The organism is Pseudomonas sp. MF6747 (assembly GCF_963890955.1).
Lineage (GTDB): Bacteria > Pseudomonadota > Gammaproteobacteria > Pseudomonadales > Pseudomonadaceae > Aquipseudomonas.
The window spans coordinates 34229-51755 of record NZ_CAWPSZ010000019.1 but is presented as its reverse complement, the minus strand read 5'-3'; the positions used below and the strand labels follow the sequence as shown (position 1 = coordinate 51755).

The 17527-nt window shown below is 61.7% G+C and carries 16 protein-coding genes and 1 pseudogene; 6 read left to right on the top strand and 11 right to left on the bottom strand.

Annotated elements, in window-relative coordinates; translation table 11 throughout:
- Positions 1–124: 124 nt before the first annotated feature.
- Complete coding sequence (locus AACW30_RS18075) at positions 125–703, top strand: LOG family protein (protein ID WP_106580486.1); 579 nt, start codon at positions 125–127, stop codon at positions 701–703.
- A gap of 30 nt (positions 704–733) precedes the next feature.
- Here AACW30_RS18075 and AACW30_RS18070 read toward each other — a convergent pair whose 3' ends face one another.
- From AACW30_RS18070 to AACW30_RS18060, 3 genes are all read right to left on the bottom strand, one after another.
- Complete coding sequence (locus AACW30_RS18070) at positions 734–1420, bottom strand: GntR family transcriptional regulator (RefSeq protein ID WP_106580485.1); 687 nt, start codon at positions 1418–1420, stop codon at positions 734–736.
- A gap of 17 nt (positions 1421–1437) precedes the next feature.
- Complete coding sequence (locus AACW30_RS18065) at positions 1438–2139, bottom strand: FadR/GntR family transcriptional regulator (protein WP_106580484.1); 702 nt, start codon at positions 2137–2139, stop codon at positions 1438–1440.
- Positions 2140–2310: 171 nt separating this feature from the next.
- On the bottom strand, positions 2311–3636 hold the full coding sequence (locus tag AACW30_RS18060; protein ID WP_177410144.1) for a C4-dicarboxylate transporter DctA: 1326 nt from the start codon (positions 3634–3636) through the stop codon (positions 2311–2313).
- Between the two features lie 217 nt (positions 3637–3853).
- Between AACW30_RS18060 and AACW30_RS18055 the strand changes: the two genes are divergently transcribed.
- Positions 3854–4483: a DNA-3-methyladenine glycosylase I gene (locus AACW30_RS18055; RefSeq protein WP_200625549.1), complete on the top strand. Its 630-nt coding sequence runs from the start codon at positions 3854–3856 to the stop codon at positions 4481–4483.
- A 136-nt stretch (positions 4484–4619) separates the two neighbouring features.
- Here the strand turns inward: AACW30_RS18055 and AACW30_RS18050 are convergent, their stop codons facing one another.
- Together AACW30_RS18050 and pdxR are read right to left on the bottom strand one after the other, a co-directional pair.
- The gene (locus AACW30_RS18050; protein WP_200625548.1) at positions 4620–5021 is read right to left on the bottom strand and encodes a cupin domain-containing protein; all 402 of its coding nucleotides are present in this window, start codon (positions 5019–5021) and stop codon (positions 4620–4622) included.
- An 84-nt stretch (positions 5022–5105) separates the two neighbouring features.
- Positions 5106–6539, bottom strand: coding sequence for a MocR-like pyridoxine biosynthesis transcription factor PdxR (gene pdxR, locus AACW30_RS18045; protein WP_169366934.1), 1434 nt, complete (start codon positions 6537–6539; stop codon positions 5106–5108).
- Positions 6540–6692: 153 nt separating this feature from the next.
- On the opposite strand from pdxR, the gene AACW30_RS18040 reads away from it, so the two are divergent.
- Complete coding sequence (locus AACW30_RS18040) at positions 6693–7136, top strand: carboxymuconolactone decarboxylase family protein (protein ID WP_106580479.1); 444 nt, start codon at positions 6693–6695, stop codon at positions 7134–7136.
- Here the strand turns inward: AACW30_RS18040 and AACW30_RS18035 are convergent, their stop codons facing one another.
- The 6 genes and pseudogenes from AACW30_RS18035 to AACW30_RS18005 all read right to left on the bottom strand — a co-directional run bounded on the left by AACW30_RS18035 (position 7137) and on the right by AACW30_RS18005 (position 13474).
- A complete protein-coding gene (locus AACW30_RS18035; protein ID WP_056860254.1) occupies positions 7137–7904 on the bottom strand; it encodes an SDR family oxidoreductase in 768 nt (255 codons plus the stop codon).
- 22 nt (positions 7905–7926) lie between these two features.
- The gene (locus tag AACW30_RS18030; protein WP_119739951.1) at positions 7927–8994 is read right to left on the bottom strand and encodes a phosphotransferase family protein; all 1068 of its coding nucleotides are present in this window, start codon (positions 8992–8994) and stop codon (positions 7927–7929) included.
- A 130-nt stretch (positions 8995–9124) separates the two neighbouring features.
- A pseudogene (locus AACW30_RS31580) lies at positions 9125–11017 on the bottom strand (pilus assembly protein TadG-related protein).
- A 91-nt stretch (positions 11018–11108) separates the two neighbouring features.
- Positions 11109–12059 (bottom strand): 2-hydroxyacid dehydrogenase, encoded by a 951-nt coding sequence (locus AACW30_RS18015; protein ID WP_200625547.1) that lies wholly within the window; start codon positions 12057–12059, stop codon positions 11109–11111.
- Between the two features lie 94 nt (positions 12060–12153).
- Entirely contained in the window at positions 12154–12678 is a 525-nt protein-coding gene (locus AACW30_RS18010) for a cysteine hydrolase family protein (RefSeq protein ID WP_200625546.1), read from the bottom strand.
- Positions 12679–12859: 181 nt separating this feature from the next.
- Positions 12860–13474 (bottom strand): TetR/AcrR family transcriptional regulator, encoded by a 615-nt coding sequence (locus AACW30_RS18005; RefSeq protein ID WP_106580474.1) that lies wholly within the window; start codon positions 13472–13474, stop codon positions 12860–12862.
- Positions 13475–13757: 283 nt separating this feature from the next.
- Between AACW30_RS18005 and AACW30_RS18000 the strand changes: the two genes are divergently transcribed.
- The 3 genes from AACW30_RS18000 (at position 13758) to AACW30_RS17990 (ending at position 17430) form a co-directional block, all read left to right on the top strand.
- A complete protein-coding gene (locus AACW30_RS18000; protein ID WP_106580473.1) occupies positions 13758–15035 on the top strand; it encodes a serine/threonine transporter in 1278 nt (425 codons plus the stop codon).
- 141 nt (positions 15036–15176) lie between these two features.
- A complete protein-coding gene (locus tag AACW30_RS17995; RefSeq protein ID WP_179608362.1) occupies positions 15177–15794 on the top strand; it encodes a ParB-like protein in 618 nt (205 codons plus the stop codon).
- On the top strand, positions 15784–17430 hold the full coding sequence (locus tag AACW30_RS17990) for a SulP family inorganic anion transporter (protein WP_200625545.1): 1647 nt from the start codon (positions 15784–15786) through the stop codon (positions 17428–17430). Before AACW30_RS17995 ends, AACW30_RS17990 begins: the two co-directional genes overlap by 11 nt.
- The last annotated feature ends 97 nt before the right edge of the window (positions 17431–17527 follow it).

The following is a 17527-nucleotide window of genomic DNA, read 5'->3' as shown; positions in this document are numbered from 1 at the left end:
GGATCGTTGTGCGATCGATCTACAGGGTAATGCTTAAGGTGGCCGGTAACGCTGATTCTGCTCGTGGGATGTGGCGTGGTTAAATGAGCGCTGTGCTCAACACAATCAGATCAAGTGAGGGTGTATGCGACTTTGTATTTTCTCGGGTTCAAGCCCGGGCCGATTGCCGGTGTATGCGCAAATGGCGGCTCAATTGGGTGAGGCACTGGCCAAGGCGGGTATCGGCGTGGTCTACGGTGGCGCCTCGGTCGGCTTGATGGGGGCGGTGGCTGACGCCGCGCTGGCCAATGGCGGTGAAGTGATCGGGGTCATGCCAGCGTTTCTGGCCGAGAAGGAACTGGCGCACACCGGCCTCAAAGACTTGCGGATCGTCAGCTCCATGCACGAGCGCAAAGCGCTGATGGCCGAGCTTTCCGACGGCTTTATCGCGTTGCCCGGCGGCATCGGTACGTTTGAAGAGTTGTTTGAGGTCTGGACCTGGGCGCAACTTGGCCAGCACGCAAAACCGTGCGCTCTGCTGAACATCAACGGCTTTTACGACGGCCTGGCCACGTTTCTCGACTCGGTTGTCAGTGAGGCGTTTCTAAAACCCGTACACCGCAACATGCTGATCGTGGAACCGAACGTGGAGCGTTTGCTGGCCGCCGTGTTGAGTTACCAGGCGCCCAAGGTGCCCAAGTGGATCACGCGAGAAGACACCTGATGCCGCAGGCAACCGACGCGGTGGCGAGCGTCAGTCGAGTGTGAGCAATTTCGCCTCCAGATGATCCAGGTGCTGGGTCATCAGGCCGATTGCGCGGTTCACATCGCGTTGTTCCAGCGCATCCACAATCGCCACATGCTCCTGCCACGCGCAGTACGTGCAGGCGTGTGCCTCGTATTGGGCAATGATCAATGAGGTCAACGGCACCAGGCTATTGAGGAACTGCGCCAGGGGCGCGTTGTGCGCCATCGCGGCCAATTGCAGGTGGAACTCCCCGGACAGTCGAATCGCCGTTGCGCGCTGGTCGCGGTCGATGCAATCACGTTCACGGGCGATCAGCTCACGTAGCTGCCGAATATGCGCGGGCGTGGCCTGGGCGCAGGCCAGCTGCACCACGGTCACTTCCGTCATTCGCCGCGCTTCCAGAATCTGCCGCGTCTGCTGGGCGTCCGGCGCGGCCACTTGGGCGCGCTGGTTGGGACGCAGGATGATCACTTGCTGATGGGACAGCTTGGCCAGTACGCGCCGAATCACGCTGCGGCTCACACCAAAGGTTTCGCCCAGGCCTTCTTCGGTAAACCGGCTGGCGGGGGCGATGCGCTGTTCGAGGATGGCATCAAACAAGCGCGGGTAGATGTCGTCCACCGAGGGCTTTTTACCGGCCACAAGGCGCAGGGCCGGGAGAATGGGATCGCGTTGCAGCGCGTGGGCGGTCATGGCCGGTCTCCAAAAATTCAGCTGCCCAGATGGTCGTCCGGGATGTTCAAGCGGATGCCCATGCGCAGGCCTTCCTGGAGGATGTGCCGACGCATCTCGGCACTTGCCAGGGCGCTGTTCTTGTTGCGGATGGCGCGCACCACGGCTTCGTTTTCCTGCAGGCGTTCGGCCAAATGTTCGGGCGAGTTGCGCAGCACCTGGGCACTTTGCTTGAGGGCGTTGCTGGTCTGTTGCACCACGTTTTGAAAGATCGGGTTGGAGGTGAGGGCGAACAGTTCTTCGTGAAAGCCGATGTAGGCATTCATGCCCGCTTCGGCATCGCCGGCATCCAGGGCTTCACGCATGTCCATCAAGGTGAGCCGCAGTTGCCCGACTTCTTTACTGCTGATGGACTGGGCGACCAGGCCGACGATGAAGGGCTCGAGGGTGTAGCGCAGTTGCAGGATGTCTTCGAGGCTGGCGTCGGCCACGGCGTCGCTGGCGTGCGGCTCGCTGACGCTGGTTTCCAATACCACCACGCCCTTGCCGGGCATCGAGCGCACCAGGCCGAGGGTTTCCAGCACGATTACCGCTTCGCGCAGGCTCGGGCGGCTGATGCCCATCTGCTCGGCCAGTTCACGCTGGCCGGGCAGCATTTCGCCACGCCGCCACTGGCCACGCTTGAGTGCGGCGCGCAGTTTTTCTACGACTGAATTGACGACGGTTGAGGTGCTGATCACGTCTACGTCTCCTTGATGGTGCGAATACAATGGCCAAACTGGCGACGGTCAAAAGGTGGGAGCGGGCTGGCTCGCGAATGCGCGATGTCAGTCACCCCATGTGCAAGCTGAACCTGCACCTTCGCGAGCCAGCCCGCTCCCACAGCTGACCTGTGTCGCTCATAGAATGGGTCAGAACTCCTGATGCGCCGGCAGCACCGGCTTCTTGGCCTGGAAGGCATAGCCTTGCTGGCCGTTGAGCACCTTGTTGGCGCGTTGGATATCGATGTCTTTTTCCCAGCGAGCAATGGCCACCGTGGCGACGCAGTTGCCGATCAGGTTAGTCAATGCGCGCCCAATGCCCATGAACCAGTCGACCGCCAACACCAGCACCAGCCCTACGACGGGAATCGCCGGGATAGCGGTGAGGGTCGCCGCCAGAATCACCAGTGCCGAGCCGGGAATCCCGTGGGCGCCCTTGGAGGTAATCAACGACACCAGCAGGATGGTCAGCAAGTCGGTCATCGACAGCGGCGTGCCGGTGGCATTGGCAATAAACACGATGGCCAGGGTCAGGTAAATCGAAAAGCCGTCGAGGTTGAACGAGTAGCCCGTCGGAATCACCAGGCCTACGGTCGAGCTGCCAATGCCCAGGTGCTCGAGTTTGCGCATGATCTGTGGCAGTACCGCATCGGAGGAGGCGGTGCCCATCACGATCAGCAGTTCTTCGCGCAGGTACTTGAGCAACGGCAGCATGCGCAGGCCGGACACGCGCATCACCAGGCCAAGCACCACCGCGACAAAGACAAAGCAGGTCAGGTAGAACAAACCCACCAGGCTGCCCAGGTGTTGCAGCGAATCCAGGCCATAGGTGCTGGTGGTGAACGCAATGGCGCCGAACACGCCGATCGGCGCCAGGCGCACGATCATGCCCATGATGCGGAATATCACGTGGCTCAGCTCGTTGATCAACCGCGAAATGCCCGAGGCGGCTTCGCCCACCAGGTTCAGCGCGCTGCCGAACAGCACCGAGAACAGCAACACTTGCAGCACGTTGTTGTCGGCGAAGGCGCCGATCACCGAGTTGGGGATCAGGTCCATCAGGAACTGGCTGGTGCCGCGGATGTGTTGGCCTTTGTCGGCCAGTTCATTCAACCCGGCGGACGAAAGCTGTTCCAGATGAATATTCGCGCCTTGGCCGATACCGGTGCTGAACGCCATGATCAGGCCGATCACCAGTGCGACGGTGGTCAGCACTTCAAAGTAGATCACTGACTTGAGGCCGATGCGCCCGACTTTCTTCAAGTCGCCGGCGCCGGAAATACCGCTGACCACCACGCAGAATACGATCAGGCCAATCAGCATTTTGATCAGCTTGATAAAGCCGTCACCCAGGGGTTTGAGTTGCGAGGAGAATTCGGGAAGGGCCAGGCCGCAGATAATGCCCAGCATCAGGCCTATCACGACTTGCAGGAAAATCGAACGCGAGCACCATCTGAGCATGGGAGGGATCTCTATTCGGTGCCCTGGTGGTTCCAGGGCTTAATTGTTGTGGTCTTACCGGTAAGTCCAGTGCGCGGCCAGTCTACGCCGGGTTTTTTTGAAATCACAAGTAAATAATCAGCGGTTGACAGGTCCCGGTCTGACCAGCTGGTCGGCAAGCGTGGCGCTTGAGCGGTTGGCGGGCTGGAAAAAAATTCGCTTATCATCCGCGGCTTGAATCGCGAGGTGATTGATGGATGCATCAGGACTGACCACGGACGCCACAGGGCAGACCCACTGCACCTGGCGCACGGCGGCGCCGGAGTACCCGCGCTATCACGACCACGAGTGGGGCGTGCCGGTGGCGGATGATATTCAACTGTACGAGAAGATTTGCCTGGAAGGCTTTCAGGCCGGCATGGCGTGGATCACCATCCTGCGCAAGCGCGAGCAGTTTCGGGCTGCCTTCGAGGGCTTTGATTTTCGCCGCGTCGCGCAGTATGGCGAGGCGGATATCGCCCGCCTGATGAATGACCCCGGCATCGTGCGCAATCGGGCCAAGATCGTCTCCACCATCAACAACGCGCGCAGGGCGTGCGAACTGGTGGATGAAACCGGCTCGCTGGCCCATTGGATATGGGCGTTCGAGCCAGCCGAGGCGGAGCGCCCGGCCGTGGTAGACATGGCTTACTGGACCGGCAACCCAACGTCACCAGCTTCGGTGCGCTTATCCAAAGCCTTGAAAAAACGCGGCTGGACCTTTGTCGGCCCGACCACGATGTATGCGTTGATGCAGGCGATGGGCATGGTCAATGATCACTTGGAAGGCTGTGCCTGCCGACCGCAGATCGAGCAGCTGCGCCGCCAGTTCAAACGCCCCTGAGCCTCTGGCCCAAGCCAATCCAAAGTGTGGGAGCGGGCTTGCCCGCGAAGGCGCTGTGTCAGTCTCCAGCTGTGGAGGCTGAACCGCCGTCTTCGCGAGCAAGCCCGCTCCCACAGGGGGGTTGTGGCGTAGCTGATTACTGTGGCAGCGGCGTCAGCACCTCGGCCTTGTCATCCAGCACCATCACCACCAGCAGCTTGGCCGGCTGGGTCTGGCTGGCATTGCTTGATTCAAAGTGCCGCGAGCCGGCCGGTTCATAGAACGACTCACCGACCTTGTAGGTAATCGCCTTTTCATCGTTGACTCGCGAGGTGATCTCACCCTCCAGCACATACGCCACGGCAGTGCCGGTGTGGCTGTGCGGCACGGTGGCCTGGCCGGGGGCGTAATCGACGGTGAGCATGATGGTTTTCTTGCCGGGCACATTGGTCAAGGCGTGTTCCTGCAGCACCTTGATGGATTCCTGGTTGTAAACCGGCTCGTGGGCGAGGGCGCTGAGCGAGGCGAGCATCAGGGTGGCAGCGAGCAGTCGTTTCATGATGAGGTTTCCGAGAAGTTCGAGACCTCTTCACCCTACGCCGCCGAGCGCACCGGACCAATGACCAATGCGCGGGAAAACCCGCTAGCCAATCTGCTGCAGAATATCGCGCAGCCGGTCCAGCGCCGGGTCGATGTCGAGCAGCTCGATGGCGCCGAAGCCGATGATCAAACCTTGGCGCACGGGGGTGTCATGGAAGAACACATCCACCGGGTACACCCCCACTTCCACGCGCCGCGCCAGTTCCATCAGCAACGGGATATTCACCGGCACCTTGCACAGCGCCGCCATGTGAAACCCCGCCACGCTGGGTACCGCTTCAAACCAGGGCGCCAAGTCACCTGCCAGGCGCTGCAGGATGCGTTCGCGGCGCCCGGCGTACACCGTGTGGCAGCGGCGAATGTGCTTGAGCAAGTAGCCTTCGCTGATGAACTTGGCCAGTGCCCATTGCGGCAGGGTGGAACTGTGTTGATCGGTCAGTTGCTTGGCCTTGAGCACCGCGCCGTAAATGGCCGGCGGCAGCACCGCATAGCCCAGGCGTAACTCCGGCAGCAGAGTTTTCGAGAAGGTCCCGACGTACGTGACCACGCCACGGCTGTCCATGCTTTGCAGGGAATCGGTGGGGCGGCCTTCGTAGCGAAATTCGCTGTCGTAGTCGTCTTCAATGATGATCGCGCCCAGCTCGAACGCGCGCGCCAGCAAAGCTTCGCGGCGCGCCAGGCTCATGGGCATGCCCAGGGGAAACTGGTGGGAAGGGGTCACGTAGATCAGCCGTGTGCCGTCCGGGATCAGGTCGACCTGAATGCCTTGCGCGTCGACCGGCACGCCGGCAACGTGGGCGCCCATGGCCATGAACAGCTGGCGCGCCGGGCTGTAGCCGGGGTCTTCCATGGCGACCGTGGTGCCCGGTTCGAGCACCACGCGGGCGATCAGGTCCAGTGCCTGCTGCGCGCCATTGGTCACCACGATGTCGTCGGCGCGGCATTTCACCCCGCGTGAAAATGCGACGTGCCCGGCGATGGCCTCGCGCAGCGCGGGCAAACCTTCCGGTTGACTGTAAAAGCCGCTGTCCCGGGCGATACGCCGCAACGCATCCTGGGTACAACGCCGCCATTCATCCTGGGGGAACTGATTGCGGGTGGTGGCGCCTCCGATAAATTCATAGCGCAGCGTGCTGTCGCGCGTGGGGTGGCGCATGGGCGAGGGCAGCGCCGCCCATTTGCCCAGGTTGGCGGCACAGGCCAGGTCGGCGGCGGTTTGCACGCGCTCAGTCTGCACTGGATGGGCATTGACGAAAGTGCCGCGGCCGGTCTTGCCCACCAGCAGGCCTTCGTACGTCAGGGTGGCATAGGTGTCAGACACGGTTTTGCGCGACACGCCGATTTGCTCGGCCAACAGGCGGCTGGGCGGCAGTTGCGCGCCGACAGCCAGGCGTCCGGACGCAATGGCTTCACGCAACTGCCGGTACAGCTGTTCGGCCAGGTCTTTGCGGCCGTTGATCACCACGTGCAGTTCCATGTTTCATCCCAAGGCAGTCGCTCTGGGCCAAGACTACTCGCTCGCGCAGCGCGCTCAAAATGGTCTGCGCATAAACCGCTCGATTGGCTATAGGGCTTATGGGGCGCGGGCTCTAGGCTAGCGCACAATGACTTGCCCGCCCGAGAGCCGCCCATGGAACGCCGTCTGGATTACTACACCGCCTCACCGCAAGCGCTTAAAGGCATGTTGATGCTGGAGGCGGCGACCTTTGAGCTGTCCATCGAAAAGCCGCTGCTGGAGTTGATCAAGGTCCGCGTCTCGCAGCTCAACCACTGTGGGTTTTGCACCGACATGCATTCGATGGCAGCGCGTCAGCGTGGCGAGAGCGAGCGACGCCTGTTTGCACTGTGCGTATGGCGTGATTCGCCGTTTTTCAGCGCGCGGGAGAAGGCCGCGTTGGCCTGGAGCGAGTCGGTGGCGACACTGCCGACGTCAAGTGTCTCGGATGAACTCTACACGGCAGTGCGCGTGGAGTTCAGCGAACAGGAATTGGTGGACCTGACCATGGCGGTGTCCAGCATCAGTGGCTGGAACCGCCTGGCGGTGAGCTTTCGCCAGCAACCGCCGAATGCTTAATCAGGACAGGAAGCCGCCGTCCACATTCAGCGACACGCCGGTGGTGTAGCTGGAGGCGTCGCTGGCCAGAAACAGCACCGCGCCGGCCATTTCGCTCGGGTCGGCCACGCGCTTGAGCGGGATCTGCGCCAGCGCCATTTTCAGGATCGAATCATTCTTCACCAGCGCCGAGGCGAACTTGGTGTCGGTCAGGCCCGGCAGCAGGGCGTTGCAACGAATGCCGAACGCTGCGCATTCCTTGGCGAATACCTTGGTCATGTTGATCACGGCGGCCTTGGTCACCGAGTAGATGCCCTGGAACACGCCAGGGGAAATGCCGTTGATCGACGCCACGTTGATGATGCTGCCGCCCCCGTTGTCGCGCATCAGCTTGCCGGCTTCCACCGACATGAAGAAGTAGCCGCGAATGTTCACGTCCACAGTCTTCTGGAAGGCGCCGAGGTCGGTGTCCAGCACGTTGCAGAACTGCGGGTTGGTGGCGGCGTTGTTGACGAGGATATCCAGGCGGCCGAACTGTTCACGGATACCGGCAAACACTTGGGTGATCTGCTCCATTTCACCGATGTGGCAGGCCACGGCCGTGGCCTTGCCGCCGGCGGCGATGATTGCATCCGCCACGTGCTGGCAGCCTTCCAGTTTGCGGCTGGAGACGATCACATGGGCGCCTTGCTGGGCCAGCAGCTTGGCGATGGCTTCACCGATACCGCGGCTGGCGCCGGACACAAAAGCAATCTTGCCGTCGAGGTCGAACAGGTGGGTCTTGGACATGAAGGGTTCCTTGTTCTTGCAGTCAGAGGGCTGATTTGGCGATGACGTTCAGGCTCATTTGCTCCAGCAGCTTGTTCATGTGGATGAACTGCGCAAAGCGTTTGTCCTGGGTCTGGCCGTGGAAGAAGCGGTAGTAGATCTGTTGCACGATGCCGGCCAGGCGGAACAGGCCATAGGTGTAGTAGAAGTCGAAATTGTCGATCTGAATGCCCGAGCGCTCGGCGTAATAATCGACGAACTGGCGGCGGGTCAGCATGCCGGGGGCGTTGCTTGGCTGGCGACGCATCAGTTGCACCGGTGCCGGGTCGGCGGCTTCGATCCAGTAGGCGAGGGTGTTGCCCAAGTCCATCAGCGGGTCGCCCAACGTAGTGAGTTCCCAGTCCAGCACACCAATGATCTGCATCGGGTTTTGCGGGTCGAGGATCACGTTGTCGAAGCGGTAGTCGTTGTGCACGATGCTGGAGGTTGGATGGTCGGCCGGCATCTTGTCGTTGAGCCAGGCGCGCACTTTCTCCCAGCTTGGGGCATCTGGGGTCAGGGCTTTCTCGTAGCGATCACTCCAGCCGCGAATCTGACGCGCTACATACCCTTCGGGCTTGCCCAGGTCGGCCAGGCCGCAGGCGGCGTAATCCACCTGGTGCAGTTCGACGAACTTGTCGATAAAGCTTTTGCACAGCGCCTCGGTCTTGGTGGCGTCCAGGCCCAGTTCGGCGGGCAAGTCGGAGCGCAGGATGATGCCGTTGACGCGCTCCATCACGTAGAACTCGGCGCCGATCACCGACTCATCGGTGCAATGCACGTAGGCCTTGGGGCAATACGGGAAGCCATCTTTCAACTGGTTGAGAATGCGGTATTCGCGGCCCATGTCGTGGGCGGACTTGGCCTTGTGGCCAAAGGGCGGGCGGCGTAGCACGAATTCCCGGTCCGGGTATTCCAGCAAGTAAGTCAGGTTGGACGCGCCACCGGGGAACTGGCTGATTTTGACCGCGCCGTGCAGGCCCGCAATATGCGCCTTGAGGTAGGGATCGATGAGGCTGGCATCAAGTTCTTCGCCTGGGCGAATCTGGGTCGATTGGTCGTTAAGCGCCATGCTTATCCCTTCTGCTTATTCTAAAGGCCTTGGACTATTGGCTAATCTAATGCGCACCGCCGTCCAGCGACAAGGTCGGGGCGGCTTAATAGGTTAGCGTGTTGGATGATGATCAGCGGGCCTGATGCGCTCAAATCACCAGCATCGCCCGGCCAGCGGGGTTGCAGGACAGGTTGGCACCGATTTCGACTTTTGCCAGGTCAATGCCAAGGCCGGCGAGCAGGTTATTGACGATGGGGTCGAGAAGCGGCCCGAGTACCCCGCCAATCACGCCTCCAAGCATTGACAGCAAGCCATTGAGCAGGCCCGTGACCAGGCCCAGCACGGCGCCCAACAGGCTGGCGATTTTCGGTGGATGGTTGATCAGTTGGATGCCGGTGAGCGTTTCTTTGAGGCTGCTGACGACGTTCGAGGCAGCGAATTGATAATACGTCGGGGGCAGATTGACCGCCGGCGGGTTGGTGTAGGTGTGCGCGCGTTCGGTCCGGGCCACATCGCTGTCGACGCGCACGCCCAGCCCGCCTGCCGCGAAGGCTTGCCGGTCGCCACAGACGCCGGTGCCGCGCTTGCAGGTCTTGGTACCGATATCCACCACCGGGTACTCGTCGACGTGCAGCGTTTGGGTGGATGAAAACAGGTTTTTCGGATCAACCTGCCCAATCATCACGTGCAGGGCCGAGGTTTCGCCGAGCACCGACAATGATTTTTTGCCGCTGTCGCACCTGTAATCCGTGACCTTGGCGCTGCCACCGGCGGCCTCCAGGGCAATGTCGAGTGTGTCGCCGATCTCAAGGCTGGTGACCAGGCAACAATTGGGGTCAAGCAGCCCCAACAAGCCGCTCAGTACCTCATTCAACGCCTGCACCACGCCCCCCAGCGCGTTATTGACCAGCGTGACGATCGGCAGCCTGACCGAAATCAATGTGCGCACTTGCGCGGTTCGCACATAAATAGGCTGTGTGGCGATGTTCTTCGGGTCGCCGATGCTTGAGAGTTGCCCAGGCTCGATCACTTTGGTCGAGACAGTGACGCCCAGCAGCCCCAGCACATCCACCGGCAGCTCAACGGCAACGGCGCTGGCCTTGTTCGACAACTGCACAAAGCCCTGGATCAGGTTGAACAGTTGCAGGTTCACATCCAGCGCACTTTTGTCCGTGCCGTTCTAGATATTGATCAGGTCGCCCAAGTGCAGGATTTGCGTACCCGGCGCAATCAGCTTGATGGCTTCGAGGTTGTTGATGACGAGGGTGACCGCGTCACCACCGAGCTTGAGCACGTCGATGGCGGCCTGGATCAGTTGGCCGACGGTGGCGTCGGTCTTGAGCAACTGATCGTAATTGCCGGCGCTGACGTTCAGGCGGATGGCCAAGGCATCCAGGTACTTGAGCAGACTGATATTGGTATTGATCAAACCGTTCCAGCCCACCGCGTCGAGCTGCAATTTGCCGCCCAGCAAGCCGCCGATCAAGGCGTTGAGGGCCACGGATTTGGTGCTGTCGACGGTCAACAAGGTGCTGCGCACGGTGAGTGACGCCACTGTCGGGGCTGGCGCGGCAGCGACCGCCGTGGCGCTCAAGAGCGTCATCATGTTGAGGGGTTGAGCCGAGAACAGCGTGAGTAAGCCATGGGCCAGGCTAGTGTGCACACGGTGGGTGGCGATGACACGGATAGCATCGGTTTTGGCCGGGTCGGCGTTGAAGGTGCGCATGAAGTCAGCACCCGTGGCCAGGGTGCCGCAGGCAACTGCCAGGGTGCGATTGTCGTCAATGTTGAAGTGGTTGCGCGCGGCGCTTTGAGTCGCAAACAGGGCCGCATTGTTATTGGGCGCCGCGCACGTGCCGCTGCGGCTGACCGCTTCGAGCGCTGCTGTGTCGACCACACGCTGTAACTTGCGCTTCTCCAGGTACAAGCGACCGCTGTCGACCACCAGCAATAGAAACAACAGCGCAACCCCAAGGGTCACCGCGCCGATCAAACCGATGGCACCGCGCTGGCGGGCCGGGCCGAGTCCGTGGCCAAACATTCTGCGATCCTTCGCCGGTCATGCACCGACGTCCTGAGCATCCCCGCAAAGCAGTGTAGTCAGGTTTCACGTCGGCGCTGGCTATTCGCTACTAGTTGCGCGGCGGCAGCGTCACCGGGGTAAGCACCGGGCGGCCGGCAAAGTACTCCACCAGGTTATCGGCCACGCGCTGCACCGTATCGTGGGCGGCTTCGGGAGACAGGCCGGCCACGTGGGAGGTGAGTACGGTATTGCTCAGGCGCTTGAGGGCGTCCGGCACTTTGGGTTCGTCGTCGAACACATCCAGTGCCGCGCCGCCGATTCGCCGTTGCTCGAGGGCCGCCACCAGGTCCGCCGTGACTACCACGCTGCCGCGCCCGATGTTCACCAGGTAGCCGTTCGGCCCCAGCGCATCCAGGGCGTGGCGATCAATCAGGTGACGGGTGCTTGCACCGCCGGGGGTGGCCAGGATCAGGAAGTCCGAGATGCGCGCCAGTTCCACGGCGGTGGCGCAATAGGTGTAGTCCACGTCATCGCGGGGCTGGCGGTTGTGATAGCTCACCTCCATGCCGAAGCCGAGTGCCGCGCGCTTGGCGATTTCCATGCCCACTGCGCCGAGCCCGAGGATGCCCAATTGCTTGCCGCCCAGGGACGGGCGCATCACCTTCGGCCATTCGCCGCGACGCACTGCCGCGTCGGTCTGGGGGACGCCGCGCACCAGCGACAGCAGCAAGGCCATGGCGTGGTCGGCCACCGACGGCGCATTCACCCCGGCGCCGTTAGTGACGACGATCCCGCGGTTGCTGGCCGCCTGCAGGTCCACATGCTCGTAACCGGCACCGATCACGCAGATGATCTCGAGCAGGGGCAATGCGGCGATTTCCTCGGCATACAGCCCCAGCGGGCCACGGGTCAGCACGGCCTTGATCTGCCCGCCATGCGCCTTGATCGCCTGGGCGCGTTCGGCCGGCGTCGGCGCCAGAATCACGTGAAAGTCGTTGCTCTCGATGATTTGCAGGTATTCGTTGATGGTTTCAACCAGGACCAGAACAGTGGTGGACATCGGAAGGCTCTTCCTGAAGGGTTTGAGAGGTGAGTATGCGGGATTTGTAAGACAGAACGTTTTGTTCGGCCAGAAAAATCCCACATAGACGCCGTTAGAACGCGATGCTGTGCGCTTTCACCCGTTTCACAAACGCCCCGGCCAGGGTCGCATTGTGATGCGCGATGATCGCCTCGGCCGACAACGCCGGGGTGTCCATGCAGGTGTGGCTGTCTTCCGGCAAGATCACCGAAAACCCGAGTTCCACGGCGACTCGGCAGGTGGTGTCGATGCAGAACTGGGTTTTCATCCCCACGATCACCAGTTCATTTACCTGCGCCGCCGCCAGTTGCCGGGCGAGGTCAGTGCCCAAAAAGCAGCTGGGGCGGGTTTTATTGAACAGGTGGTCGCGGGCTTCGTCGACAGCCAGGCCGGGCCACAGCTGCCAGAGCGCGCTGCCGGCTTCAATCGGCGAGCCCGCCGGGCCGGTGTGGCGGGCGACGAAGATCGGCGCGTTGACTGCGCGGGCGCGCTGAATCAGCTGGTTGATGTTCTCCAGTACCCGTTCGCGCTGGAAAGGTTTGTCCGGGCCATCGTATAAACCGGTTTGCATATCGACGATCAGCAGGGCGTTTGCCATGGTCTTGCTCCTTGCAGTGGCCAGAGGGCGGGGCAATAAAAAGGCCCCGTCCATTGCTGGCGGGGCCTTGGGTTGAATCCGGGTGTTTTAGCTCAAGCACCCACAGCAACCGCACGACCCGCCATAAGCGGTCGTGGTGGTGGTGCAGGTGAGGTGCAGCTCAATAGGCTTCATGGCCCGATCATGCTGGGACGGGCGCAGGGCTGTCAACGGACGCGGTCGATTTCGCCTCGGGTAGCAGCGTATTTCGTGCTGCCTCCAGGAATTCGTCCGACAAGCTACTGCCGCGCGTCGCACGAGCGAGCGTGACGGCGCCGATCATCATCGCGTAGTTGGCCAGCATGGCCTGGCGGTCTTGGGCCTGAAACTGCGCAAAGATCTCCAGCGACCGTTCAACACCGGCAATGAAGGTGCGCTGTAATTGCGTGTTGGCGGGCTCATGGCACATGTCCGGGGTAAAGGCCGATATCGGGCAGCCATCACCGGGATTGTCGCGGTGGGTGGCCGAAAAATAGTGGCGCAAGATGGCCTCGCATGCCGATTGCGGGTCTTCACTGCGCTCGACTTTGTCCTGCCAACCCTGGTTCGAATGCTCAAAGGCCTTCTGGCAGGCTTCGTTGGCCAAGGCTTCCTTGGACGCGAAATGCCCGTAGAAACCACCGTGGGTCAGCCCGGCGGCGGCCATCACGTCCGCCAGGCTGATGCCGTGCAGGCCGCGCTCGCGAAACAGGTGCGTGGCGGCCTCCACGATGATTTCACGGTTGAGTTCGGCTTGTTTGCGGGACACGCGAGGCATGACAGGGCTCTCAGAATAAAGGCGGGCGTTGCCTGAAAAGTACAGCAAAGCCCGCGATTCTAAAATAGATTTGTTTGGGCATGTATTATCTCGACGGCGCTGCAGCCCTCTGGAACCGCTGCCTGCAGCGACCCCGACTGATCTGTCCAAGGCCACCGTTCCTCAGCTAAGTCTTTGCTTATTCAGGAGAATCCCGGACAATCGCGCGCTTGTTATGGTCGGGGCGCTGCCTGTCAGGTTTTTCTGACTCGTCCCGGCTGTGGAAATGCGGAGATCCGACCGGATGAATGATCAGGCCAATAGCGTCGACGAACGCTATGCAACGACACCTGCAACCCTCACGCGCTGGAGCCGCCAGGACACCACCTGGATGCTTGGCCTGTTCGGCACCGCCATCGGCGCCGGTACTTTGTTTTTGCCTATCAACGCGGGCCTCGGGGGCTTCTGGCCGCTGGTGATCCTGGCGCTGCTGGCATTCCCGATGACGTTCTTTGCCCACCGTGGCCTGACTCGTTTCGTCCTGTCCGGCCGTGAAGGTTCGGACATTACCGACGTGGTCGAAGAGCATTTCGGTCTCAAGGCCGGCGCACTGATCACCTTGCTGTACTTTTTCGCGATCTTCCCGATCCTGCTGATCTACAGCGTGGCCCTGACCAACACCGTCAGCAGTTTCATGGAACACCAGCTGCACATCATGCCGCCGCCGCGCGCGATCCTGGCGTTTGTGCTGATCCTTGGCCTGTTGGCCGTGGTGCGGTGCGGCGAGCAAGTGATCGTCAAGGCCATGAGCCTGATGGTGTATCCGTTTATCGTCGCGTTGCTGTTTCTGGCCGTGTACCTGATCCCGCACTGGACCGGCGGCATTCTCAGCACCGCCAGTGAAGTGCCGGCGCCGTCGGCGTTGCTCAACACACTGTGGCTGGCGATTCCGGTGATGGTGTTCTCGTTCAACCATTCGCCGATCATCTCGGCCTTTGCGGTGGACCAGAAGCGCCAGTACGGTGCCAACGCGGATGAGCGCAGCTCGCAGATCCTGTGCCGCGCACACCTGTTGATGGTGGTGATGGTGCTGTTCTTCGTGTTCAGCTGTGTACTGACCCTGACGCCGGCGCAACTGGCCGAAGCGAAAGCACAGAACCTGTCGATCCTGTCGTACCTGGCCAACCACTTCGACAACCCGACCATCGCCTTCGCCGCGCCGTTGATTGCGTTCGTGGCGATTGCCAAGTCGTTCCTGGGCCACTACATCGGCGCCAGTGAAGGCCTCAAGGGCCTGGTGCTCAAGACCGGTCGCCGCCCGGCGGCCAAGTCATTGGACCGCATGACCGCCGCCTTCATGCTGGTGGTGTGCTGGATCGTCGCCACGCTGAACCCGAGCATCCTCGGCATGATCGAGACGCTGGGCGGGCCGATCATTGCGTCGATCCTGTTCCTGATGCCGATGTATGCGATCCGCAAAGTGCCCGCCATGGCCAAGTACCGCGGGCAGGCGTCCAATGTGTTTGTCACTGCTGTTGGTCTGGTCGCGATTACCGCGCTGGTCTACTCGCTGCTGTCCTGACACCGAGCTGCGCTGCCCAAGGCCGATTCGCGCACTCCGCGAATCGGTCTTTTTTTGGCCTTGGAAAACCTGTCGAGTCTCGACCCCGGGCAGGCAATGAGGACTAAGCTGTCGGCATAGTCATTTCCTGTGGAGAGATTCATGGCACGGCCGCGCCCGCAACTGATTACCTGCAAACTGGAAAAACTGCATCCGACGCAATTGACCGTCGGCATGGCTGAAGTCGCTACCAAGCGCGAAGCCTGGACCAAGCTCAAACGCAAGGAACGCGCCGCCGCGCTCGACAAGCACTGGTTTCCTTGCGTGCTGGGGCCGGACGAGCGTTATTACATCACCGATCACCACCATTTCGGCCTGGCGCTGCTGCTGGAAGAGGTCAAGAGTGTTTCGTTGCTGATGCTCAAGGACTTGTCGTTTGTGGAGCGCAGCACTTTCTGGAATGTCATGGCGTTCAATCAGTGGGTGCATCCCTACGACGCGCGTGGCTTGCGTCGAACCTACGAAGCCATTCCGCGCAAGATTACCGACCTGCAGGACGATCCCTACCGCAGCCTGGCGGGCCTGTTGCGCATGGCGGGTGGCTACGCCAAGGACGCGACGCCGTTCAGCGAATTTCTGTGGGCCGACTTCTTTCGCAGCCGCATCGGCAGCGACGTGGTCAGCCAGCCGAACGCCAAGCTGTTGAGCAAGGCCATGGGCCTGGCGCGCAGCCAGGAAGCACGTTATTTGCCGGGATGGGTCGGGCCGATTGAAAACTGAAACAGTTGACCCGGTTGCCGCGCCACCCAATCGCACCCAGGACCTGCTCGCCGGGTTATCCATTGCCGGTTTGCTGCTGCCGGAGGCCGTGGCTTATTCCAGTATCGCCGCGCTACCGCCCCAGGCCGGGGTCATTGCGCTGTTTGCCGGGCTGGTGTGCTACGGCCTGTTCGGCACCAGCCGGTTTGCGATTGTCTCGGCGACATCGTCCTCGGCAGCCGTCCTCGCGGCCGCCACCGCCAGTCTGGCGGGTGGTGATCCGGCGCTGAGGCTGGCCCTGGCATTCGGGCTGGTGTTGATCACTGGCGTGCTGTTCTTGTTGGCCGGGCTGTTCAAGCTCGGTGGCGTGACTTCGTTTATCGCTAAGCCGGTGTTGCGCGGGTTTGCCTTCGGCCTGGCGCTGACCATCATTCTCAAGCAGTTGGCCAGCGTCGTCGGCGTGCACCTGACCGATAACAACCTGATCCGCTTCCTGCCGCAACTGATAGAGCAACTGCCTGGATGGAACTGGCCGGCAGCAATGGTCGCGGCGGTTGCGTTGATGGTGTTGTGGTTGTGCGCGCGTATTCCGCGTCTGCCGGGTGGGCTGCTGGTGGTGATTCTGGGAATCGTCGCCGGGCAGTACCTGGATTTGCAGGCCCATGGCGTGGCGCTGATCGGCCTGATCGACCTGCGTCTTGAGTTGGGGCATTTGCCGGTGCTGCCGTTTGCCGACTGGCTGCGCCTGGGGGAGTTGGCGTTTGCTTTGGTGATGATCCTGTATGCGGAGTCCTACGGCTCTATCAGCTCGTTCGCGCTTAAACACGGCGATCGCGTGTCATCCAACCGCGACTTGCTCGCGCTGGGTGCGGCCAACCTGATCTCTGGGTTGTTTCACGGCATGCCAGCCGGTGCCGGTTATTCCGCGACTTCGGCCAATGAGGCCGCCGGTGCCGGTTCGCGCCTGGCCGGAATCGTAGCCGCGCTAGTGGTGCTGGTGATTGTGCTGACGGTGCTGCCTTATGTCGCGCTGACCCCGGAGCCGGTGCTTGCCGCCATCGTCATCTACGCGCTGGGCCGTGGTTTGAGCCTGCAGCCGCTGGGGCGTTATTTTCTCTGGCGGCGCGATCGTCTGCTGGTGATCTGTGCCGTGGCGGCGGTGCTGGTGTTGGGCGTGCTGGATGGCTTGCTGGTGTCGGTAGCGATCAGCGTGGTGCTGATGCTGCGGCAGATGTCGGCGGCTGATATCCAGGTGCTGGGGCGCTTGGGTGACAATCATGACTTTGTTGATCGTGAGCACCACGCCGATGCCGTGCAAGTGCCGGGTCTACTGATCGTACGGCCCAGCGAGGCGCTGTTTTTCGCGAATGCCGAGCGCATCCTGGGTGCGGCATTGCGCCTGATGCGCCAGTCGCCGGTGGAGGCGGTGGTGCTGAGCCTGGAAGAATCTCCGGATTTGGATGGCACCAGTATCGAAGCGCTGGCGGCGTTTTTTGCGCAGGTGCGCGGGGAGGGCAAGCGTTTGGTGCTGGCGCGTGTGCGGCATGAGGCGTTGGACGTGCTGCAAGGCTTGCCGGAGGCGCTTGCGCCACAGGTCTTGCTCAGTGGTCTGAGCGTTGATGGCGCTGTGCAATTGGCGCTGCGGCACCCGTCCTGAGTGTGCAAAGCGTCAAGTGTGGGAGCCGGCAAGCCAGCTCCCACAGGTGTTTTGTGATGGCTGTATGCCCGGCATAAAAAACGCCGCGTACCTTGCG